The 21,060-nt window shown below is 71.7% G+C and carries 15 protein-coding genes; 5 read left to right on the top strand and 10 right to left on the bottom strand.

Annotated elements, in window-relative coordinates; genetic code table 11:
* Positions 1-38: 38 nt before the first annotated feature.
* The 7 genes from ABZ664_RS09400 to ABZ664_RS09370 all read right to left on the bottom strand — a co-directional run bounded on the left by ABZ664_RS09400 (position 39) and on the right by ABZ664_RS09370 (position 10,582).
* Positions 39-1,730 (bottom strand): prenyltransferase/squalene oxidase repeat-containing protein, encoded by a 1,692-nt coding sequence (locus ABZ664_RS09400; RefSeq protein ID WP_362505523.1) that lies wholly within the window; start codon positions 1,728-1,730, stop codon positions 39-41.
* Complete coding sequence (locus ABZ664_RS09395; RefSeq protein ID WP_362505520.1) at positions 1,727-2,683, bottom strand: terpene synthase family protein; 957 nt, start codon at positions 2,681-2,683, stop codon at positions 1,727-1,729. Before ABZ664_RS09395 ends, ABZ664_RS09400 begins: the two co-directional genes overlap by 4 nt.
* Positions 2,680-4,068 carry a cytochrome P450 gene (locus ABZ664_RS09390; protein WP_362505516.1) on the bottom strand — a complete coding sequence of 463 codons (1,389 nt, stop codon included), beginning with the start codon at positions 4,066-4,068 and terminating at the stop codon, positions 2,680-2,682. The genes ABZ664_RS09395 and ABZ664_RS09390 overlap by 4 nt, the downstream gene beginning before the upstream one ends.
* A 478-nt stretch (positions 4,069-4,546) precedes the next feature.
* Positions 4,547-5,533 (bottom strand): methylmalonyl Co-A mutase-associated GTPase MeaB, encoded by a 987-nt coding sequence (meaB, locus tag ABZ664_RS09385; RefSeq protein WP_362505513.1) that lies wholly within the window; start codon positions 5,531-5,533, stop codon positions 4,547-4,549.
* A complete protein-coding gene (scpA, locus tag ABZ664_RS09380; protein WP_362505510.1) occupies positions 5,517-7,730 on the bottom strand; it encodes a methylmalonyl-CoA mutase in 2,214 nt (737 codons plus the stop codon). The genes meaB and scpA overlap by 17 nt, the downstream gene beginning before the upstream one ends.
* A complete protein-coding gene (locus ABZ664_RS09375; protein ID WP_362505507.1) occupies positions 7,727-9,586 on the bottom strand; it encodes a methylmalonyl-CoA mutase family protein in 1,860 nt (619 codons plus the stop codon). Before ABZ664_RS09375 ends, scpA begins: the two co-directional genes overlap by 4 nt.
* Positions 9,587-9,814: 228 nt before the next feature.
* Positions 9,815-10,582: an N-acetylmuramoyl-L-alanine amidase gene (locus tag ABZ664_RS09370; protein WP_362505504.1), complete on the bottom strand. Its 768-nt coding sequence runs from the start codon at positions 10,580-10,582 to the stop codon at positions 9,815-9,817.
* 394 nt (positions 10,583-10,976) lie between these two features.
* Here ABZ664_RS09370 and ABZ664_RS09365 point away from each other — a divergent pair, with 394 nt between their 5' ends.
* Positions 10,977-12,422 (top strand): serine/threonine-protein kinase, encoded by a 1,446-nt coding sequence (locus ABZ664_RS09365; RefSeq protein ID WP_362505501.1) that lies wholly within the window; start codon positions 10,977-10,979, stop codon positions 12,420-12,422.
* Here the strand turns inward: ABZ664_RS09365 and ABZ664_RS09360 are convergent.
* Positions 12,388-13,350, bottom strand: coding sequence for a DMT family transporter (locus ABZ664_RS09360; RefSeq protein WP_362505498.1), 963 nt, complete (start codon positions 13,348-13,350; stop codon positions 12,388-12,390). The two genes, ABZ664_RS09365 and ABZ664_RS09360, sit on opposite strands and share 35 nt — an antisense overlap.
* A gap of 69 nt (positions 13,351-13,419) precedes the next feature.
* On the opposite strand from ABZ664_RS09360, the gene ABZ664_RS09355 reads away from it, so the two are divergent.
* The 4 genes from ABZ664_RS09355 (at position 13,420) to ABZ664_RS09340 (ending at position 16,396) form a co-directional block, all read left to right on the top strand.
* On the top strand, positions 13,420-14,304 hold the full coding sequence (locus tag ABZ664_RS09355) for a LysR family transcriptional regulator (protein ID WP_362505495.1): 885 nt from the start codon (positions 13,420-13,422) through the stop codon (positions 14,302-14,304).
* A gap of 54 nt (positions 14,305-14,358) precedes the next feature.
* Positions 14,359-15,486, top strand: coding sequence for a DUF5925 domain-containing protein (locus ABZ664_RS09350; protein ID WP_362505492.1), 1,128 nt, complete (start codon positions 14,359-14,361; stop codon positions 15,484-15,486).
* 162 nt (positions 15,487-15,648) lie between these two features.
* Positions 15,649-16,092, top strand: a complete 444-nt coding sequence (locus ABZ664_RS09345; RefSeq protein WP_362505489.1) for a DUF1622 domain-containing protein — start codon at positions 15,649-15,651, stop codon at positions 16,090-16,092.
* Entirely contained in the window at positions 16,085-16,396 is a 312-nt protein-coding gene (locus ABZ664_RS09340) for a hypothetical protein (RefSeq protein ID WP_362505486.1), read from the top strand. Before ABZ664_RS09345 ends, ABZ664_RS09340 begins: the two co-directional genes overlap by 8 nt.
* Here ABZ664_RS09340 and ABZ664_RS09335 read toward each other — a convergent pair.
* Both ABZ664_RS09335 and ABZ664_RS09330 read right to left on the bottom strand, forming a co-directional pair.
* A complete protein-coding gene (locus ABZ664_RS09335) occupies positions 16,378-19,167 on the bottom strand; it encodes a DUF6493 family protein (protein WP_362505483.1) in 2,790 nt (929 codons plus the stop codon). The two genes, ABZ664_RS09340 and ABZ664_RS09335, sit on opposite strands and share 19 nt — an antisense overlap.
* Positions 19,164-20,531, bottom strand: coding sequence for an SWIM zinc finger family protein (locus tag ABZ664_RS09330; RefSeq protein ID WP_362505480.1), 1,368 nt, complete (start codon positions 20,529-20,531; stop codon positions 19,164-19,166). The genes ABZ664_RS09335 and ABZ664_RS09330 overlap by 4 nt, the downstream gene beginning before the upstream one ends.
* Positions 20,532-21,060 lie beyond the last annotated feature (529 nt).

Raw genomic sequence — 21,060 nt, 5'->3', positions numbered from 1 at the left:
TGCGCCCTTGTGTCCTGTTTTGAATTCGCGGTCAATTCTCAATACGGGTTGTCCTCGGGAATGGTGAGCGCGCGTCGCGCCAGGTGAAGCGCGCCCAGAACAGCCGCCCTGACGATCGCCACCGGCAGATACAGGTCCTTGTCGACCCAGAGCGAGGGCGCCTCGCCGTCACGGGCGGCCAGCAGGTGTCGGTATCCACGTTCCACGGCCTGTCGCCACCGCCTGTCCCGCGCGGCGTCGGTCAGCAGCAGGATCTGCAGCGCGTAGGCGGTCTCCTCCGCGGTGCCCTCCCATCGGCCCCACGACCCGTTCCCGCGCTGGGTGGCGAGCACCCAGTCCACGGCACCGCCCACCGCGCCCGCCGACTCCCCGCCGCCGAACTCGCGCAGCGCGATCGCGCAGCAGGCCGTGGCGTAGTACGGAGAGACGTGCCAGCGGTCCGTCCAGCTGCCGTCCGCCTCCTGGCGGTCACGCAGCCATGCCGCCAGCTTCGCGACGACGGCCGCGTGGCGGGGCTCTCCCTCACGGCGGCGCAGGTATTCACCGAAGGCGTCGAGCACATGCGCGTTGGTCGTCGGGGACATCCCCTCCTCCCCCCGCCAGGTGCAGAAGTGGGTCTCCAGCTCGAACGACCACAGCCCCTCCGGCTCGCGCGGCTCGTCGAGCAGCGCGAGCGCGTACAGGGCGACGGAGGTGGTGTCGGCGTCCGCGGGCAGGCCGGGCCCCGTGGCGATCCCTTCGGGGCCGAGGCCGTCCCGCAGGCTCGCGACCAGTTGCGGCGGCACGTCCAGCGGGATCCCCGCACGCCGCAGCCAGCTCAGCGTCCAGCCGCGCTCGAACACGGCGATGGGCAGGGTGCACGGCATGGGACCGCCTGAGGAGGCCACGACGGCCTCCAGATACCGCCGTACGGCCGTCTCGTCACGCGCCCTGCGTGCCGCGCGCTCCTCGGCTCCGGCTTCGGTCCCGGGTGCGACCTCGGCTCCGGGCCGGGGCCCTGGCTCGGGCGGCGAGGCCAGCCAGGCCGCGCTCGCCCCGGGTGAGGCTCCCACGGCCGCCATCCCGCCGGGCATCGGCGTGGGAAGGATTCCCGAGGCGGCTATCGCCTCCGGGCCCGCGACCTCGAGGGCATGGACCAGTTTCTGCGGGATCGGCGCGCCCGACATCAGCCACGCCCTGACGGCCGTCAGCTTGGCGCCGCCCGTGCCCGGGGGCGGTTGCGGCCCCTCCCCGTCGAGGTGACCGTCGATCAGGGCGAACAGGGAGGCGACGATGAGCTCGATCGCGGGCGTGTCCGGCGGCCAGCCGGCCTGGAAGGACCGGTTCCCGATGGCCTCCAGCCCGCGTTCCACGGCCTTGGCGAGGAGGGCGCGGTCGGAGGAGCCTTCGCGCCCGAGTTCGACCAGGAGCGCCTCGACCGCGCTCAGAGTGGGGACGAGGGCGTGGTCGCCGGAACGCCCCCAGCTACCGTCCGGCCGCTGGGTGTCGAGCAGGAACTCGACCCGGGTGGCGTGCCCTGCCAGCCACGGCGCCAGGCTCACCACCCGGCCGGTCTCGTACGGGGAGGCGGACACCTGCCCCCAGGGCTCGGCCGACAGTCCGGCGACCAGCTCGCGCGCCTCGGCGACCACGTCGATCCCGGCGGCGATCCCCGCGTGATCCTCCGTACGGATCCCGGTGCCGGCCTCGGTGCCCGGTTCCGTGATGGTCAGCAGGCCGTCGCCCCTCACAACGTCCCCCAGTAGTCTCCGACCTGGTAGAAACCCGCGCAGAAGTCCATCTGGCGTTCCATGTAGCCCGCCAGCTCCGGGTGGGCGGTCCGTAGCGGGGCGACGAGCTCCCGGCTCCGGGCGGCGAGCCCGGCGATCCGCTGTTCCACCTCGGCGCGGCCGACACCGAGCAGCAGGACGTTGAGATCTCCCCAGGCGACGTCCCGCTCGTAGGTGCCCAGGTCGTTGAGAAGGCGGATGACCCGTTGCACCGCCCAGCCCGCCTCACGCAGCGCGTCGACGTCCGCGACCGCGCCGGGGCCCGTGACGTGGATCCAGTGGGCCGCGAACGCGTAGGAGAAGCCGAGGTTGTCGGCGTTGCCGAGGTACTCCTCGTAGGTCGGCGTGACCTTGTCGGTCTTCCAGCGCCACTCCGTGAGCATCCCGTCCAGCATGCGCTCCAGCTCGTCGCGCCAGACCGGCCCGAGTTCGGGGAACGCGGGCGAGGCCGCGAGCTCGTCGCGGATGTCGCCGAGCATGCGGGTCAGGTCGTCATCGGGGACCGGCGAGGCCCCGTCCGCCACGTCCAGGCACCTCCGGGCGATGGCCCGCACCTCGGGCAGCGAGGTGGCGACGTAGTCGACGAGCCAGTCCAGGCCGAACGCCCAGAGGGAGACCTTGTTCGCCATCCGCAACTGCTCGGCGCCGAACCAGGGGCCGCCGAACGCCATGGCCAGTGAGAGCGTGCTGTACAGGGCCGCGTCGAACGGCTTGGCGGAGAACAGGCCGGGATAGGTCTCCGCCCACTCGCGCATGTCCCGCTGGGACCGCCCGGCGCGGGCGCAGATCGCCCCCGCCTCCCTGGCGTCCCCCCGGACGCCGGAATCGAGCCGTGCACCGGGATCTGGCCGGACGTCCGGATTGGAGCGGAGCCAGGAATCGGGCCGGACGTCCGAGTCGGGCGGTAGCGTCATCGCAGGACCCCGCTCCGGTCACGTCCGTTGAAGGACACGCCCAGCGAGACCTTCTTCCGGGGACGCAACGAGGCGGCCCAGCCGGTGTCGAACGGCCCCGGGGTGCGCACCGACATGCGGAACCGGCTGAGGATGCTCGCGACGAGGAGCGGCGCCTCGATGTAGAACAGGGGCTCGCCCAGGCACCTGTGCGGGCCGCCGCCGAAGGGGAAGTAGGAGTATCTGTGCCTGCGCTCCTCGCTCCCGGACCTGCTGGGCGCGAACCGCTCGGGGTCGAACTCCTCCGGGCGCTCCCAGAACTCCTCCAGTCGCTGCGTGGCGTACGGGGTGACCAGCACCGACGATCCGGCCTTGATCCGGATGCCGCCGATCTCCGTGTCCTCCATGACCTTGCGGGGGAGAAACCAGCCCGCCGGGTACAGGCGGAGTGTCTCCTGCAGGACCATGCGCGTGTAGACGAGACGGGGGATGTCCTCGGGGACGGCCGGACCCTCGCCCACCACCTCGTCGATCTCCGCCCGGAGCTTGGCCTCCACGTCCGGGTGCTCCTCAAGGAGCAGCCACAGCCAGGTGAGGACCATCGCGGTGGTCTCCGACGAGGCGGCGTACACGCTGACCAGCGCGTCGCGGATCTGCTTCTCGGTGAGTCTGTCACCGTTCTCGTCGACGGACCGGCAGAGCACGGAGATGACGTCGACGTTGTCGTCGGGCTGGGCCATCGCCTTTCTCACCACCGGAAACACCACGTCGTCGATCGACTGGACGGCCCGCAGAAAGGTCTTGTCACCGGGTATCCGCATGAAATACGGCATGAAAGGCATGAGAATCCGGTAGACAAGCGAATAGGACGCCTGTTCGAAGGCGGGGATAATGCGTTCCCCGTCCTCCCGGTTCAACTTGTCCCCGAACAGCACCCGGTTGACGATGTAGCTGAGGATCCTGGACATCTCCGTGGCCGCGTCGAAGTCCTGCCCCGACCGCACGTACTCGTCCCATTCCTCGACGCGCCCCGCGACGCGCCTGGACACCTCATCGGCGATCGTGGCGATGTACCGCGTGGTGAACAGGGGTTGCAGGACCTTCCTGCTGTTCTGCCAGTGTTCGCCGTCGCTCATGATGCTGTGCCCGAAAAGCCGCTCCAGAGGGCGCCAGAACATTCCCAGGCGCTGGTGTTTCGCCCATTCGATGCGCATCACCTGCTGGACGTGATCGGGATGTGTGATCAGATAGGGGCGAAAGGGCCCCAACTCCAGCCGGACGATCTCACCTCGCGCCTCCCGTGCGAACCCGGCGAGGGCCCCCGCCGGTTCGCGGAGAAGCTTGGGCAGGGCTCGACGCATCGGAACGGATCTCGCCCGGCGACCGGCACGGACGTGCACGTCCATGGACATAGGCAAACATCTCCCACCTCGCGTGACGTGAATTCGCGCAGCACGAGACAACCGCCCGCGCGGGTGAGCGCGGCGGTGTTCGAAAACGGGGACACCCCACGTGTCCCGTTCCCACCCGGGGCGCGAATCAGGACTGGTCAGCCAACGGAACAGGACCGCTCGGCCGACAATCCACCTGGGACGCTCCGAGCCTCCTCGCCTGTCTCATTCTGTGTTTTACACGCTAAAGCGCATCACATCACAACATTAGTTAATCTTCGCACAAAGTATCACATGACTCACCAGAAGTGATCAAGGGTGTATAGCATATAAAGCTCACCACTTTCGGGCGTGATCCTCGTTAACATGCGCTGTTAACACGCGCTTAACATGAGCGCTTAATTAGTGGATCAGCCGCCAATCATGCGATGACCTGGCGTTACGCAGTGTGACGGCGGGCCCTCAGCCCCGAGCCGTCAGACTTCCCGAGCGCTCAGGCGCCCTTGGCGAAGGCCGCGAGGATGCGGTCGGCGGCCAGCGACGGGGTGAGGACACCCTCCTGAACCTCGCACTCCACCTGGCCGACGATCGCCGCGACCTCGGGGTGCTCACGGAGCCGGGTGAGCAACCTGTCGGTGATCAGCGCCCAGGTCCAGCGGACCTGCTGGCGGCGACGGCGCTCGGCGAGCTCCCCCGAGGCCTCCAGGGTGTCGCGATGGTGGACGACCTGCCGCCACAGCTCGTCCAGCCCCTTGCCGGTCAGCCCGCTGCAGGTGAGCACCGGGGGCGTCCGCCCCGCGCCCAGCAGGCGAAGCGCTCCCGCGAGCTCCCTCGCGGCCTTGCGCGCGTCCAGCTCGTAGGAGCTGCCCTCGGCGCCGTCGGCCTTGTTGATCGCGATCACGTCGGCCAGCTCCAGCACCCCCTTCTTGATGCCCTGGAGCTGGTCTCCCGTCCTGGCCAGGGTGAGCAGCAGGAAGGTGTCGACCATGTCGGCCACGGCGGTCTCCGACTGGCCGACGCCGACGGTCTCCACGAGGACGACGTCGTATCCGGCGGCCTCGACCACGACCATCGCCTCGCGGGTCGCCCTGGTGACCCCGCCCAGGGTGCCCGAGGTGGGCGAGGGGCGGATGAAGGCGGCCGGGTCGACCGCCAGGCGGGACATCCTCGTCTTGTCGCCCAGGATGCTCCCGCCCGTACGCGTCGAGGACGGGTCGACGGCGAGCACCGCCACCCGGTGCCCCTCCCCGGTCAGCCGGGTGCCGAGCGCGTCGATGAACGTGGACTTGCCGACACCGGGCACGCCGGTGATACCGACCCTGCGCGCGGCGCCGGAGAGCGGGGTCAGCTCGGCGAGCAGCCGCTGGGCCAGGTCCCTGTGATCGGCCCTGGAGGACTCCACCAGCGTGATCGCCCGCGCGATCCAGGCCCTGGACCCCTCCTTCACTCCCTGAACGTAGTCGTCAAGCGTCCGCGTCATGGCCCAGCCGGGTGAGCAGATCCGCCAGCAGTCCCCGGGCGGCGTCGGAGATCACGGTGCCGGGCGGGAAGATCGCGCTCGCCCCCGCCGCGCGCAGCGCGTCGAAGTCACCGGGCGGGATGACCCCGCCGACCACGATCATGACGTCCTCCGCGCCCAGCGCGGCCAGCGCCTCGCGGAGCGCGGGCACGAGCGTGAGGTGCCCGGCGGCGAGCGAGTTCACGCCGACCACGTGCACGTCGGCCTCGACCGCCTGGCGGGCGACCTCGTCGGGCGTCTGGAACAGCGGGCCGACGTCCACGTCGAAGCCGAGGTCGGCGAAGGCCGTCGCGATCACCTTCTGGCCCCGGTCGTGACCGTCCTGGCCCATCTTCGCCACCAGGATGCGGGGACGGCGGCCCTCCAGCCGCTCGAACTCGGCGCAGGCCGCGCGAACTCCGTCCACGCCGGATCCCACCTCCTCGCGATAGACCCCGGTGATCGTACGGATCTGCGCCGCGTGCCGCCCGAAGACCCGCTCCAGCGCGTCGGAGATCTCCCCGACCGTGGCCATGGCGCGGGCCGCCTCGATCGACAGCGCGAGGAGGTTCCCGTCGCTCGCCGCGCCCTTCGTAAGCGCGGTGAGAGCTTCCTCCACCCGGATGGGATCGCGCTCCTCGCGCAGGCGGCGCAGCTTCTCCAGCTGCTGGGCGCGTACCGAGGTGTTGTCGACCTTGAGCACCTCGATGGGCTCGTCGGCGTCCGGCCGGTACTTGTTCACGCCGATGACCGGCTGGCGTCCGGAGTCGATGCGCGCCTGGGTGCGGGCGGCGGCCTCCTCGATGCGCAGCTTCGGCAGGCCCTGGTCGATCGCCCTCGCCATACCCCCGGCGGCCTCGACCTCCTCGATGTGGCCCCACGCCCTGGAGGCCAGCTCGTGGGTGAGCCGCTCGACGTAGTAGGAGCCGCCCCAGGGGTCGATCACCCGGCAGGTGCCCGACTCCTGCTGGAGCAGCAGCTGGGTGTTGCGGGCGATCCGGGCGGAGAAGTCGGTGGGCAGTGCGAGCGCCTCGTCGAGGGCGTTGGTGTGCAGCGACTGGGTGTGCCCCTGGGTGGCGGCCATCGCCTCCACGCAGGTGCGGACGACGTTGTTGTAGACGTCCTGGGCGGTGAGCGACCAGCCGGAGGTCTGTGAATGGGTCCGCAGCGAGAGCGACCTCGGATTCTTCGCCCCGAACCCGGACACCAGCCGCGCCCAGAGCAGCCGCGCCGCCCGCAGCTTGGCGACCTCCATGAAGAAGTTCATGCCGATGCACCAGAAGAACGACAGGCGTGGCGCGAACCTGTCGATGTCCAGGCCCGCCTCGACGCCGGCCCGGAGATACTCCACCCCGTCGGCGAGGGTGTAGGCGAGCTCCAGGTCACACGTGGCCCCGGCCTCCTGGATGTGGTAGCCGGAGATCGAGATCGAGTTGAACTTCGGCATCTTCTCGCTGGTGTACGCGAAGATGTCGGAGATGATCCGCATCGAGGGGGTCGGCGGGTAGATGTAGGTGTTGCGGACCATGAACTCCTTGAGGATGTCGTTCTGGATGGTCCCCGCGAGCTGCTCGGGGGCCACCCCCTGCTCCTCGGCGGCCACGACGTAGAGCGCGAGTACGGGCAACACCGCGCCGTTCATGGTCATCGACACGCTCATCCTGTCGAGGGGGATCCCGTCGAACAGCTGCCGCATGTCGTAGATGGAGTCGATGGCCACGCCCGCCATGCCGACGTCCCCGGCCACGCGGGGGTGGTCGGAGTCGTAGCCCCGGTGGGTGGCCAGGTCGAAGGCGACCGACAGGCCCTTCTGCCCGGCGGCCAGGTTGCGCCGGTAGAAGGCGTTGGACTCGGCCGCGGTGGAGAATCCGGCGTACTGGCGGATGGTCCACGGCTGGTTGACGTACATGGTCGGGTACGGGCCGCGCAGGTAGGGGACCGCGCCGGGGTAGGTCTCCAGGAAGTCGAGCCCGGCCAGGTCGGCGGCGGTGTAGAGGGGCTTGACGCCGATGCCCTCCGGCGTCTCCCACAGCAGGTCCCCGGGATCGCTCCCGGTGGCCTCCCGAACGGATCGCGCCCAGTCCTCCAGGCCGGGATCCGGAGCCGCGAGGTCCGCCGGGTGCTCGCCGGGGGCCGCCGCCCGCGCACCGAGCTCAATGCCGGAGAAGTCGGGAATCATCGAGCCACCCCCAGATCGTCGAAGGTCGTCCGGAGCACGCCGAGCGCGTCACATCCCGCGTAGAGATCGCCGTCCACACCCTCGTAATCTCCCTTCCCCGCCAGCCACACCTTTACCGCCCCCGCACTCCTCAGCGCGGCGGCCACCGCCTCGGCGTGCCCGGCGTACAGCCGGTCACTGGAGCACAGGCAGGCGATCTTCGCCCCGGAGGCGGCGAACGCGGCGGCGATCTCGCCGGGATCCGTGACGGCGCCGCCGGTCACGGTGGCGATACCGCCCGCCTGGAACAGGTTGGCCGCGAACGACGCCCTCGCGGTGTGCGAGGCCACCGGGCCGATGGTCGCCAGGAAGACCTTGGGCCGGGTCTCCTGGGCGTCGGCCAGATCGCGCAGCGCCTCGAACTCCTGCGCGTAGTGCACCCCGGTGCTCCCGCTGGGCCCGGCCTCCCTGCTGAGAGGCCGCTCGGCCAGGTCGGGGAACTCGCTGACGCCGGTGATCGGGTCGCGGCGCCTCGCGATTCCGGCCGCACGCCGCTCCCAGGTGGCCGCGAGCCGTCCCGCGACGAACCCGGAGGCGAGGGCGTCGGCCATACCCCCGACACGCTCGATCTCCTGGAACCACTCCCAGGCTCTGACCGCGAGGTCCTCGGTGAGCCGCTCGACGTACCAGGAGCCCCCGGCCGGGTCGATCACCCGGGCCACACCGGCCTCCTCCACGAGCAGCGACTGGGTGTTGCGCGCGATGCGGCGGGCGAAGGCGTCCGGCAGGCCGAGGCGGGCGTCGAAGGGCTGCACCGTCACCGCGTCGGCCCCGCCGGTACCGGCCGCGAAGCAGGCGAGCGTGGTACGGAGCATGTTCACCCACGGGTCGCGGGCGGTCATCATGGCCGAACCGGTCACCGCGTGCTGTCGCTGCGCCGCGCCCAAGACGCCGCACACCTCGGCGACGCGCGCCCAGAGCCTGCGGGCGGCCCTGAGCTTGGCGATGGTGAGGAACTGGTCGGCGGTGGCGGCGTAGCGGAACTCCAGCTGCCCGAACGCCTGCTCCATCGTGAGGCCCGCACCGGTCAGGGCACGCAGCGCGGCGACCCCCGCCGCGACGGAGCAGCCGAGCTCCTCGGCGTCGCCGCCCCCCGCGTCGTGGTACGGCGTGGCGTCCACGACCACCGCCCGAAGGCCCGGATGGTCCTCGACGCAGCGGCGGGCCAGCTCGATCGCCGTGTCCGCGTCGGCGAGGACGTCGGCGCCCAGGTTCCCCGTGAGCCTCCCCGGTCCGCCATCGGCCGCGCGGCCGGTGGCACCGGAGACCGCCCCCGGTCCGTCGCCGGACACCACCGTTCCCGGCCCGCCGCCGGGCGCTGCGGCCTCGGCGCCGCGCGGCGCCGAGGCTTCCCGCTCCCCGGCCAGTGCGAAAAGCGCCACTGCCGCCTCGCGGGTCCGCTTGCCCGCGTCGAGCGTGACCGAGATCAGGTTCAGGTGGACCCGCTCCAGCGCGCGTGGCAGATCCTCCGGGTCGAGGGCGAGCCACAGCGAGTCGACGCCGTTCTCCAGGTCCGCGAGGATCGCCTCGGGGTCGGGCACCTCGTGGCGCTGCCGTACCTCCCAGCCACCCTCGGGACGGGAGCCGCGGACGTAGGGCGCGGCTCCGGGAAGGCCGGGATCACCTGGCAGGTCGGACGCGTCGTAGATCGGCGCGATCGTCACGCCGTCGTAGGTGGTGAAGGCCAGCGCCTCTTCCGGGGAGTCGGTCTCGACCCCGGACTTGCGCAGCACCCCGAGCGCCAGCTCCCGCCACCGGTCACGGGTGACCGGTGGGAACTCGGCGGCCGATCGAGACTCCTCAGGCGGCACGGTCATGCACCGGATCCTAAGCGTCGCGCCGCCGAGAACTTCCCCCGCCCCCCGGACGAATACCAACACTGGGGTCAACAGGGGGTGCGGGCAGGGGGTTCGGCGTGACTCGTGACCGGCGTGATCCGCGCTGGTGCGGCGTCAACAGGGGGTGTGGGCAGGGGGTTCGGCCCCAGGACCCGTCGCCCGGTGGCGACGGCGAGGCACGCCACCGGGGAGCCGGTCACGCGGCGGTCAGGTGACGGGCTCCTCCCAGGCCGCGTCCCAGGTGGCGCGGTCGACGGCACCGGTGACGGCGAGGCCCTTCTCCTTCTGGAACTTCCTGCAGACCTCACTGGAGGCGGGGCCGTACAGGCCGTCGACGTCGATCGCCCAGCCCCGGTCACGCATCCGCCGCTGCCAGGTGCGGACGTCCTCCCCCTGCATGATCGGCGGCTGCTTGAGTGTGCGGCCGGGGAAGGAGGGATGAGGTCCGGGCGGGTTGGGAGCCCCGCCGGGGCGGGGGGCGCCGCGCTTGACCCACGCGTACAGGGGCTCGCCGGGGCAACTGGTCGAGTAGCCGTCGCGGTGCCCCTTGATCTCCCTGCCCGCTCCGCCCTTGTCCCTGAGGTATTCGATGGCGTCGAGGATGCCGTGCAGGATGTCGTCGGTCGGCTTGGTGAATCCCGAGGAGCCGACCAGTCCGAGCACCGCGTAGTGGTCGCTGTTGAGCCCGGCGCCGTTGGCGGCCGGGACGTTGCGCACGCCGCGCCCCTCGAAGACCTTCCGATGCGGACAGACCAGCATGGAGTATCCGACATCGATCCAGCCGTTGCCGTCCATGTGGTGGCTCTGGATGGACTTCACCAACGCGACACACTTGGCGTGGTCGTTCACGATGTCCGGGCTGACCTGGCCACCCGTGTAATGAACCTTCACTCCCTTGGTGGAGTTGAGCTTGCTGTAGGAACCGCGCGGCTGGCGGGCGCCCCACTCACGGCGAGTAACGAGATCGATGGCCACGAAACGTCTCCACTGTCTGAGTGATATTGCCCTACCGGAGCGTAATGGCTGACACGGCACCAATGAGGCTGTTAAACCAATTGATCCCTTGTCGCGGTGTGATGGGGGAAGGGCTCCGGATGGTCGTCGGGTAGCGAAACAGCCGTTCTCCTAACCCCTGCCGGGCACCCTAAACCGCGTCTTCCCCCCGGTCCGCGAGACTCGGCGAGCCCCGTCGAGGTGGGGGCGCGTTCCCCTCTTCCAGGTTCCTCTCCCCTCGGCGCGAACGCCGTGGATCACCGGCGAGCCAGGCATCCGGCACGCAGCCTCGAACCGGGCGGTTCCCCTTTCTCCTCCGTGTCATCCGTTCACCCATCACACTTCACATCACCGACAAGACGGATAGCCTTCCCCCATGGTCGTGACCCCCCTCACCCCTGACGACCCGGTTCGGCTCGGCGCGTTCCAGCTCGCAGGGAGAGTCGGTGAGGGCGGCCAGGGCGTCGTCTACCTCGCGCACGCTCCCAGCGGCGAGCAGGTGGCGGTGAAGGTGCTGTTCCGCGGCGACACCGCGTCGCGGGCGCGGCTCGCCCGCGAACTGTCCGCCCTGGAGAGCGTCGCACCCTTCTGCACGGCGCGCGTGCTGACCGCCTCCGTGGACGGCCCCCTCCCGTACGTGGTCAGCGAGTTCGTCGACGGCCCCTCGCTGGAGGGGAGGATCCGCGAGCGAGGCCCGCTGCGGGGCGGCGAACTGGAACGCCTGGTGGTCGGTACGGCGACCGCACTGACGGCCATCCACGCCGCCGGGGTGGTGCACCGCGACTTCAAGCCCGCCAACGTGCTGCTCGGCCCCGACGGCCCCAGAGTGGTCGACTTCGGCATCGCGAGGGCGGAGGGCGCGGCCACGACCGCCTCCGGCCTGATCGGCACCCCCGCCTACCTGTCCCCCGAGCAGATCGGCGGGGCTCCCGCCTCGCCCGCCTCCGACGTGTTCGGCTGGGCGGCCACCATGCTCTGCGCGGCGAGCGGCAGTCCTCCCTTCGGCGCCGACACCGTGCCGGCCGTGCTGAACCGGATCCTCAACCACCACCCGGACCTGTCGCCCCTGCCCCCCGCGTTCGCGGGGCTGATCGCCTCCTGCCTGGACAAGGATCCCGCCCGCCGCCCGACGGCCCGCGCGCTGATGGTCGGCCTTGTCGACCCGGTCGCCGCCGACCCCTCCACCGAGGACCTCGCCAGGATCGGCAGCCGGATCGCCGCCCCTCCGGGACGGTCGGCGCTCACGACCCAGGAATCCCGCCGTGGCCGGCGGGGCGTCGTCACCGGCGCGGCCCTCGTCGCGGTGTCGCTGCTGATCGCCGCGGGGGTCGCCGCCCGGCTGATTCCGAGCACCCCCGAGACCGGCGTCGACGGTTCCGGCCGGACGACACCGTCCGCCCCGCCGCCCTCGTCGTCGCCGTCCGGGAGCGAGGCCCCGTCCACTCCGGAGCCCTCCGGCACCGAGAGGTCGGCCCCGCCGGGGAACGGGGTCGAGATCCCCGCCTCCTTCGCCGGAGCGTGGGCCGGTGACGGCGTCACCTCCACCAACCCGTTCTCCCCCGGTGAGAAGCGGATCGAGGTCACGCTCAGAAAGGGCGACGACGGAGCCGAGTGGGCGGAACCGGTCAACGGCTGCAAGGGGCGGATCACCCTGACCAAGGTCACCGCCGAGGAGTTGACCTTCACCCTCGGCTCCGGCACCGGCTGCGTCCCCGGCACCGTGTGGCTCAAGCGCAAAGGTGATGCCCTGACCTACACCTGGAAGGACGTTCCCGGCCCCGAACTGGTCACCGAGACCGGCGACCTGACCAGGAGCCGATGAGGCCCTGACCGGTCATGATGCCGATGACGACGATCACCGCGCCCAGCGGCTGATTCCACGTCAGCGTCTCACCCAGGACGAGCACCCCGAGGACGACCCCCACCAGCGGGGTCAGGTACGTCACCGTCGAGGCGGCCGTCGCCCCCCAACGGGCGATGACCGTGGTGTTCCAGATGTAGGCGAGCCCCGTACCCAGGATGCCCAGGGCGGCCATGCTCGCCACGACGGGCAGGTCCAGGCGCACCGGACCGCCTGCCAGCAGTGGGCTCAGCGCGAGCATGACCAGGGCCGCCACACTGATCTGGGCGGCGGCGATCGTGGTGGCGTCGTGGCCGTAGGAGACCACGAAGCGCCGCGTGTAGGCGAAGGCCAGGCCGTAGCAGAACGTCGCCCCCAGGCAGGCCGCCTGCGCCCATCCGGGACCGGCCTCGCTCAGGTTCCACGGGGCCAGGACGACGACGACACCGGCCGCGCCCAGCAGCAGGCCGAGCACGCCGGCCGCGTTCAGGCGCTCTTGGCGGACCGCGGCCAGGGTCACGAACATCGTCATCAGCGGCGTCGTGGCGTTGTAGATGCTGGAGAGCCCCGAGGGGATGTGCTGCCCGGCCCAGGCGAACATCAGGAACGGCACCACGCACAGCAGCAGCGCGACCACCCCCAGGTGCGCCCAGAGTCTCGGCTGCCTCGGCCATCTCCGGCGGGTGACCAGCATGATCGCATTGAGGGTGAGTGCTCCCAGCGTGAGACGGCCCAGCACCGTCTGGACGGGAGACAGGCCGGTGAGGGCGACCTTGATGAACAGAAAGCTCGCCCCCCAGGTCAGGGCGAGCGCGAGATATCGGGCGAGCACGGACCTGCTCGCCGGGAGCGGCGCGGCGTCGGCCACCCGCACCTGCGGAGATGCCGGGAGGGTTCTTTCACGGGTCACCGGAGCAGTCTCATCAGGCTCTGAGCATGTGTCCAATGAGTTGCCCCAGCAGTGTGATGAGATGTCCTCATGAGGGCCACGGTCGCGCAGCTCCGAGTCTTCGCCGCTGTGATCGCGAACGGTGGCTTCGGCGCGGCCGCCGAGGAGCTGGGCATGTCCCAGTCGGCGGTCTCCCACGCGCTCGCCGCACTTGAGCGCGCTCTCGGCGCACCGCTGGTGCTGCGACACGGAGGCGTGGGGCCCACCGCCCTGGGGATGACGATCCTGCCGCACGCCCAGGCGGCGCTCGCCTCGGTCTCCGCCATCGACGAGGCCGTCTCCGCACACCTGGGACAGCACACCGGAGTCGTCCGCGTCGCCGCCCCGCCCACGGTCTGCTGCGGGCTGCTCCCCCAGCTCATGCGGACGTGGCGCGCGGAACTCCCCGGTGTCGAGGTGCAGGTCTTCGAGGGCGACGACGACGAGCTGTCTCCCTGGCTGGAGACCGGAGTCGTCGACGCCGCCGTCCTTGTCGATCCGCTGCCTCCTCCTCCCGCGCATGTGGTGGTGGGCCGCGACGCCTTCCACGCCGTGGTCCGCACCGACCACCCCCTCGCCGGCCAGGAACACGTCACGATGGCCGAGTTGACGGAGGATCCGCTGCTCGTCTCCAAGGGGGGCTGCGAGCCGCAGACCCGCCTTCTGTGTTCCCTGGCGGGTGTCCCCTACGCCCCTGTCCAGCATGTGCGCGAGCTCGGCACGCTCATCGGAATGATCGCCGCGGGCATCGGCGTCTCGACGGTTCCCGACCTCGGCCGCGGTCTCCTCACCCCCGGGCTAGTCATGATCCCGCTGAAGCCGTCCCTGACCCGCGCCCTCGTCCTCACCGGTCCGCTCACCCGCCCGCCGAGCCCTTTGGTCGACGCCCTGCTTCGCACCGCCCCCGAGGCCCCTGCTTCCCCGGCGGCCTCCTGAGTCCGGTGCGAAAACCCTTCGACCGGAGGGCGCCCCACGAGGATCATTGGCGCCATGTCCGTACTCAAGGAGGTCGACTTCCAGCCCGAGCCGCGCCCGGTCGAGCTGCCGATGAAGATCTGGCTCGACGACGGCGACGCGGCGGTGGACGTGATCGACGCCCTCGCGTTGTCCCCCTTCGCGACCGGGGCCCAGCCCTGGTCGCGCACCGCGAACCTGGAGCGGGTCCGTCCCGACGCCTCTCTTGCCCCCGCCTCGGGAACGCTCGTCCGTGCGGCCTCGGAGAAGGACGGTCGTGACTCGCGGCTGCTGTGCGGAGAGGGCTGGACCCTGCGCGTGGTCCGCTACCGCAACCGCGCCGCCACGGTCAGCGTGACCGCGGTCGACGAAGGACTGGCCCGCTCGGTGATCGAGGAGATCACGAGGGACGCCGAGGAGCCCGCCCCCGAGAGCGACCACGTCACGATGGGCTTCTGGTGGCAGGGGCCCCGGGGCAGCCGCCGCTCGGAGAAGCCGATCACCGCCGCTCCCTGGGCGGGGGTCTCCGGCAACTACGCCAGGTCCGTGAGCGAACCGCTGTCGCGGCTGATGTCCGTCACCCCCTCGGAGGCACACGGCCGGCTGATCCTGCTGCACGGGCCGCCGGGCACCGGCAAGACGACGCTGCTGCGCACGCTCGCCCACGAGTGGCGGTCGTGGTGCCAGGTCGACTGCGTGCTGGACCCCGAGCAGCTGTTCCACTCTCCCGGATACCTCATGGAGGTCGCCGTCGGCTCCGACGACCATGACCACGACGGAGGCGACAGCGGGGATCGGTGGCGGCTCCTGGTGCTGGAGGACTGCGACGAGCTGATCAGGTCCGGCGCCAAGGAGGCCACCGGGCAGGGTCTGTCGCGCCTTCTCAACCTGACCGACGGGCTCCTCGGCCAGGGCCGTGACGTCCTGGTGGCCATCACCACCAACGAAGCCCTCGCCCACCTCCACCCTGCCGTCACCCGTCCGGGCCGCTGCCTCGCCCAGATCGAGGTCGGCGCCTTCCCCCACGACGAGGCCGCCCGCTGGCTCGGCACCACCGAAGGGCTCTCCCCCTCCGGCGCGACCCTCGCCGAGCTCTTCGCCCTCCGCGACGGCGTCGTCAGCCACGCACCGGCCACCCAGGAGAACACCGGCCTCTACCTCTGATGAGCGCCGCGAGCCGAGCGACGACCGCGGGCGAGTGATCGGAGCGCCGCCGATCGGCTGGGGGACAGCGCGGGCGGAGCGCCGCGCTCCGCCTTCGAGGGGCGCGGACCGGGCGGCGACCGCGGGCGCATGGGCCGGGATCCGGCGGGGTACCAGCAGCGCATGCCCGATCTTCTACCGGAGGAGACCCTCCGGCGGCTCGTCGACCTGCTGGTACGCCTCGTCGAGGCGGCCGGGGCGGCCGTCATCTTCGTCGGCGCCGCGATCGCGTTCGTGCGGTTCGTGCTGGTGGCCGTACGGTGGCACGAGGACGGGTTCATCGCGGTGCGGCTGTTCCTGGGACGCTTCCTCGCGCTCGGCCTGGAGTTCCAGCTGGCGAGCGACGTGCTGCGCACGGCGATCGCGCCGAGTTTTCCGCAGATCGGGCAGCTCGCGGCGATCGCGGCCATCCGCACCGCCCTGAACTTCTTCCTGAACAGGGAGATCCAGCGGGAGGGACGCACGATGAGCGAGGCACGCGGGCGCGCCTCACAGGCCGCCCTCGGCGGACGGGGTTCGCCGGACGACCCCGGTGGGCACGTCCCGCCCGGTGCGGGGAATGGCTGACCTCGCCCGCACGCTCGTTCCTCTCATCGTCGTCATGGGACTGGCCGCGGCGCTCGCCGTCCTGCTCTCCGGCGGCGCTGCCGGCACTGCCCTGGGAGTGCTGCTCGACTTCCTCCTCGCGGCCGGGCTCCTGCGCCTCTCCCAGGCCCAGACCTGGGCGGCGATCATCACCGCGGCGCTCACGGTGCTGATCCGCAAGCTCGCCGCCGCCGGGTTCTCCGCGCGCCCGACGGGACGGCGTCCGCCCGGCCGCCGTCCCGCCACCCCCACCCCGAGCGGGCGGGCTCAGGGCCGTACGAGATAGTCGTGCAGGCGGCGGCACTGGCGGCCGAACCCCGACGAGGAACGGCGTGACGACGGGGTGAGCCCGGTGATCTCTCCTCGCGCCCCGGCCCAGCCGGCCACCTCCACGCCCAGGGCGACGAGCCCGGTCGCGCCCGAGCGCGGCCGCTCCCCCTCTCCCGGCAACACGTGCGGCAGTGCCGCCCGGATCATCTGCCAGACCTCTCGGTGGGCTCCCTGCCTGGCCGCCCGCTCAAGCCCGGCCACCGCGTGCGGCAGCTTCACCCAGGTCCGCTCCGTGAGCAGGGCGAGCTGCCTGCCGAGGGCGTCCGCGGGCAGGTCCCCCCTCGCCGCCATCCGCAGTACCAGCCGCACGCCGCGGTCCGGATCCCGTTGGGCGAGAAAGAAGGCGAGCAGCAGCGCGGTCGGTTCACCGGCCTGCCCCTCACCGGCGATGAGCGCCTCGACGTCTTCCGGCTGGACCGCGGGCCCGTACCAGGAGTGGAGCAGATGAGGGAGATAGCCGACGGCGACCACGTCACGGTGCGAGGGCAGGACTGCGGGCCACCAGGCCATGTACCGGCCGTGCATCTCCCCGTCGCGGCTCGGCACCCCGCCGAGCAGTTCGTCGACGAAGGTCAGGCCGGTCGCCTCGGCCCGCGTCCAGGGGACCGGATTCAGGCCGGCGCCCGAAGGCGGCTCGTGTTCGTCGGTGTAGCGGAGGTTCCCGTTCTCGGTGAACGTCCAGCGGACGCGCGTCTCCACCTCGACCGGCCCCTCCGCCAGCCATCGCGCCGCCCGGCGCCCGGCCTCGGAGGTGAGCGCTCCGGCCCGGACGACCACCTCGGGTTCCACGGTCGCCGGCAACCGCAGCAGCGCCTGCTGGAAGTCGGCGGGCAGTGGCTCGGCCCCGGTGGCCTCGACCTCCTCCAGACGCGTGAGGAAGACGGCGGGATCGAGGTGGCCGGTGGCGGCGGTCGGGGTCGCGAGCAGGACCGGCGGCAGCGTTCCCGCCCTGAGCGCGGCGAGCACCTCCGCGCACCGCCGGAGCACGAACCGGTGCGGCGTGGAGACGTCGTGCTCACCGGGGAGCCGGTCGGGCCTGAGTTCTCGGGCGGTGCCGCGCGCCTCCCCCGGTCCTGCCGCCCCGCCGCCCTCGCCAACTCCGGCGAGGACCCGCATGATCTGGTGGCGCGCTCCGGCGAGAAAATCACCGAGGAACATCTCCCAGCCGCCCGCGTCCCCCGGACCGGTCGTACTACTCCCGAAGGCCCACCCCTCGGAAGCCTCCGGAGCCTCAGACATCTCCCAGGCCGCCGGTCCGGGGTCGGCGCCAGGGGTGACGAGTTCGGCGGCGATCGCGGTGAACCAGTCGTGTGGCGCGTACCAGTCCTCCCTCTGGTAGAGCTCGTGAATTCGGTCGACGCTCCCGCTGAGCGCGGCGCGCAGCGCCTCGCGGTCCTCCGCCGTGAGCAGGACGAAGCCCGCGAGCCACCGCTCGGCCTCCTGCCAGTCGCGAGACGAGCCCGCGCGGACCAGTTCGGCGACCGTGCCCGGCGGGTCGGGGAAGGCTCCTACCGGATCGGGTGGGATGAGCGGCGGCGGGGCGAGAACCTCGGGCTCCGGCTCTCCCCCGAGAGCCTCGGCGAGGAGCCGTCTCAGGTCGGGCGGGAGCGCGCCCGGAGCCGAGCGCAGCGTCTCCGCGCCGAGCGGAGTGAGGTGTGCCGCGTGCTTGACCGCGAGACGCGTGGCACGTTCCTGTACGGCGTACGCCTCGTGGCCGAACGCGGACGCGAGGGCCGGGGCCAGCTCGTCGGCCCGTTCCGGCGACCGCCGCAGGGTCTGGTCGAGCCAGATCAGCCCCGTGCGTACCAGCCCGCTCTCGGCGCGGAACAGCACGCTCTCCAGCGCCTCGGTCACGTCGGCCGGGTCGAGGTGGTCGAGGCGGCGCAGGTGCCTGAGCGCCAGCTCCGCGACCGGCCCCGGCGCGGCCGGCAGCAGGCGCAGGTAGTCGCGGGCGCGGGCCTCCACCTCCGCGTACGTGGGTTCGAGCAACTCGTGGAGGCGGACGAAGAACCGCAGGTCGGTGGCGTCCCCTCCGCGCAGGAACCGGCTCACGCAGCCGTTCACGAGCATCTCGCGGCTCGCCCGCCCCTCGCCGCCCAGCATGGCCAGTGCACTGAGCCAGGAACCGGCGCGCAGCGGGGTGCTTCGCTCCTCGCGCAGGGCGCGGCCCACGCCCTGCGCCTCGAAGATCCTCGGCAGCATGGTGTCGAGGAGCGGATCCCTGCGGAGCCTGCTCGCACTGGGCGGCGTGGCGAGCCAGCCGAGCACGAGCGGGTCGTGCTCGGGCGGGGTCACGCCGGTACGGCGGAGCAGAGCCAGCACCAGCGGTATCCCCGGTGAGGTCCGGTCGCGGATCCGGAGCGTGAGCCGGGTGACCAGATCGGCCTGCCACCCGGGCTCCCGCGCGGAGATCACCGTCATGAGGGCGTCGGTGTCACCCGGCGTCTCCCAGCCGAAGAACGCGAGTTCGCGGCGGTTCAGCCAGGTGGCCGCGGCCGCCGCGCCACCGAGCGAGCCCGCGCCCGCCACCCGCAGGTGCTCTCTCCGCGCGCCCCGCCTCTCCCACCGATCGAAGGCGTTCGTCCCGAGACGCGCCGACCTGAGGTGTCCAGGAAGTTCCTTCGCGACCTCCTTGCGCCCGGCGGCGTCGAGTCCCGCCATCCGGGCCGCGAGCTCGTCGAGACCGCCCTTGTCGATGAGGTCGCGGACCTCGTCCCAGACCGTCATCGGGAGTCCTCCCCGACGTGGGAGAGCGGCGCCGCCGGGGAGGCGTCCGCGGTGCCGGCGGCCATCCGGGCGGCGAGCACGTGCTTGCAGGGGCCTCGCGAGCCCCGGTGGTCGTACCACCAGGGGCAGGTGCACGACCCCTCCGCCATTCGCACCAGGCGGACGCCGCCTCCGGTGGTCACCTCGGCCGAATCGGGACCGGTGAGGCGGACCGCGCCGGAGGCCACCAGGGCGCGGGCGGAGCCGAGCCTGGGGTTCAGCGCCGCGACGTGGTCACGGTCGTAGGGCAGCTCGCGGTGGAAGTGCGCGGCCTCGAAGAGGTCGTAGCCGACCCGGCCCGCCGTGCCGAGCTGGGTGAGCGCGGCCCGGACCCGCTCCGGCGCGAGTCCGGAGCGTTCGGCGAGCAGGCCGAGCTCCAGGGTGGGCTCGAAGTCGAGCAGGATGCCGACCAGGTCGGCGTCGCCGGCCACCACGTCTGAAGAAAGATCGTCCAGGACGGCTCCCTCCCCGGAGAAACCGCGCCAGGCCTGCGGAGAAAGCACCAGCGTGTACCGCATACCGGGCAGTTCCAGCTCCCAGGCGCTCGCCCCGGAGCCGTCCGCCGGCCCGTACACCCGCAGAGCCTTGGTGAAGCGCAGCGACGGCATCATCGTCGCCAGCCTGCCGGTCCCGGCCAGATGGACCCCACCGGGTACGGCCCGCTCCGAGAGCCTCAGTTCCCTGCCGGCGGGGACCGCCCACACCTCGGCCGTCGCCCGCTTCGGCAGTCCTCGCAGGAACCTGACGGCCTGCGGCCCGGCGAGTTCGGCACGCAGGTCGAACCCGGACGCGATCACCTGGACCTCCGCGAAACCGCGCAGCCACCGGTCGGGCAGCGGCACCTTCTTCTCCACGACCGCGCCGTCCAGGGTGGTCACGGTGAGCTCGTCGGGGCCGACCCCGACGTGCAGCGGGTCACGGGCGCCGACCCTGGCCAGTGCCTCACGCAGCGGGTTGTTGACGTCCACATTGGTGGTGCCCCGGTCGAAGATCTCACCGTCGAGGGCGGGGCCGAGCACGTCCAGCCGGGCGTAGACGCCGCCGCAGGCGGAGAAGGACTCGAATCGAAGACGGTCGCCACCGCAGGTCACGACCGGATCGCGGGTGAACCCCGGCTGCGGCCGGTGGTAGCGGGCCAATGCCACGTCGGCGACCGCGAGCAGGCCGGTCGCGGCCGGTGCGGCCTGGGTGAGCACCCCGCTGAAGAAGCGGGGATGGTCGAGAAAACCCGACGTGGTCCGGCCACCGGATGTCGACAGGCCCAGATGTCCGTCGGCGAGCGCGGAGGGACCGGCATAGGCGTAGGCCTGCACTGCGTTTGTCATGAGCCGGACGGTAGAGATCGCTACCGACAAATCCGATCTCGTCCGCAGGGGAGGTGTCGGCCACCGACGCCGAGGACTCCCGCTGAGACTCCCGGGGCTCCGGAGCGAAGGGCCGAGGGTTCGGGAGCCCGCCCGAGGCCCGGGACCGCCGGACCTCCCGGTCGCCGGGGTGGGGCGGGCCAGGGGGCGGAATCCCCGGTGACCACGTCCGGGCGATCCGGTGATCGGGCCGGACGGCCGGGTACCGGACCCCGAGTGTCCGGCCGAACCGGGAACGCCGGGATCCGGTCAATACGCCTATCCGATCTCCGATCGGTTCGCGAACAATTCGGGGAACGCCGCCTGATTGATCCGGGTGATGGAACGGGCCAATGTCGACCAAGGAGCAAACGACCGCCGACGTCTCCCCTCCCCCGCAATGCGAGACGCCCGGAATCATACGGTCCGCAAGGCGAGTCTTGCCTTACCTGAGAGTGTCGAGATCACACCTCAATGTGATCGGCAACGTACCGGCGGGCGTCTTCGAAGG

Source organism: Streptosporangium sp. NPDC006930 (assembly GCF_040635605.1).
Classification (GTDB): Bacteria; Actinomycetota; Actinomycetes; order Streptosporangiales; family Streptosporangiaceae; genus Streptosporangium.
Note: the sequence above shows the minus strand (reverse complement) of the source record. Positions and strands in the feature narration are given on the sequence as shown.

Excerpts from the sequence above, each read along its gene's own strand:
- ABZ664_RS09340 (WP_362505486.1), top strand. The coding sequence starts at position 16,085 with ATGGCTGACCTCGCCCGCACGCTCGTTCCTCTCATCGTCGTCATGGGA.
- ABZ664_RS09330 (WP_362505480.1), bottom strand. The coding sequence starts at position 20,531 with ATGACAAACGCAGTGCAGGCCTACGCCTATGCCGGTCCCTCCGCGCTC.
- ABZ664_RS09335 (WP_362505483.1), bottom strand. The coding sequence starts at position 19,167 with ATGACGGTCTGGGACGAGGTCCGCGACCTCATCGACAAGGGCGGTCTC.
- ABZ664_RS09395 (WP_362505520.1), bottom strand. The coding sequence starts at position 2,683 with ATGACGCTACCGCCCGACTCGGACGTCCGGCCCGATTCCTGGCTCCGC.
- ABZ664_RS09365 (WP_362505501.1), top strand. The coding sequence starts at position 10,977 with ATGGTCGTGACCCCCCTCACCCCTGACGACCCGGTTCGGCTCGGCGCG.
- meaB (WP_362505513.1), bottom strand. The coding sequence starts at position 5,533 with ATGACGCGGACGCTTGACGACTACGTTCAGGGAGTGAAGGAGGGGTCC.
- ABZ664_RS09355 (WP_362505495.1), top strand. The coding sequence starts at position 13,420 with ATGAGGGCCACGGTCGCGCAGCTCCGAGTCTTCGCCGCTGTGATCGCG.
- ABZ664_RS09375 (WP_362505507.1), bottom strand. The coding sequence starts at position 9,586 with ATGACCGTGCCGCCTGAGGAGTCTCGATCGGCCGCCGAGTTCCCACCG.
- ABZ664_RS09345 (WP_362505489.1), top strand. The coding sequence starts at position 15,649 with ATGCCCGATCTTCTACCGGAGGAGACCCTCCGGCGGCTCGTCGACCTG.
- scpA (WP_362505510.1), bottom strand. The coding sequence starts at position 7,730 with ATGATTCCCGACTTCTCCGGCATTGAGCTCGGTGCGCGGGCGGCGGCC.
- ABZ664_RS09350 (WP_362505492.1), top strand. The coding sequence starts at position 14,359 with ATGTCCGTACTCAAGGAGGTCGACTTCCAGCCCGAGCCGCGCCCGGTC.
- ABZ664_RS09390 (WP_362505516.1), bottom strand. The coding sequence starts at position 4,068 with ATGGACGTGCACGTCCGTGCCGGTCGCCGGGCGAGATCCGTTCCGATG.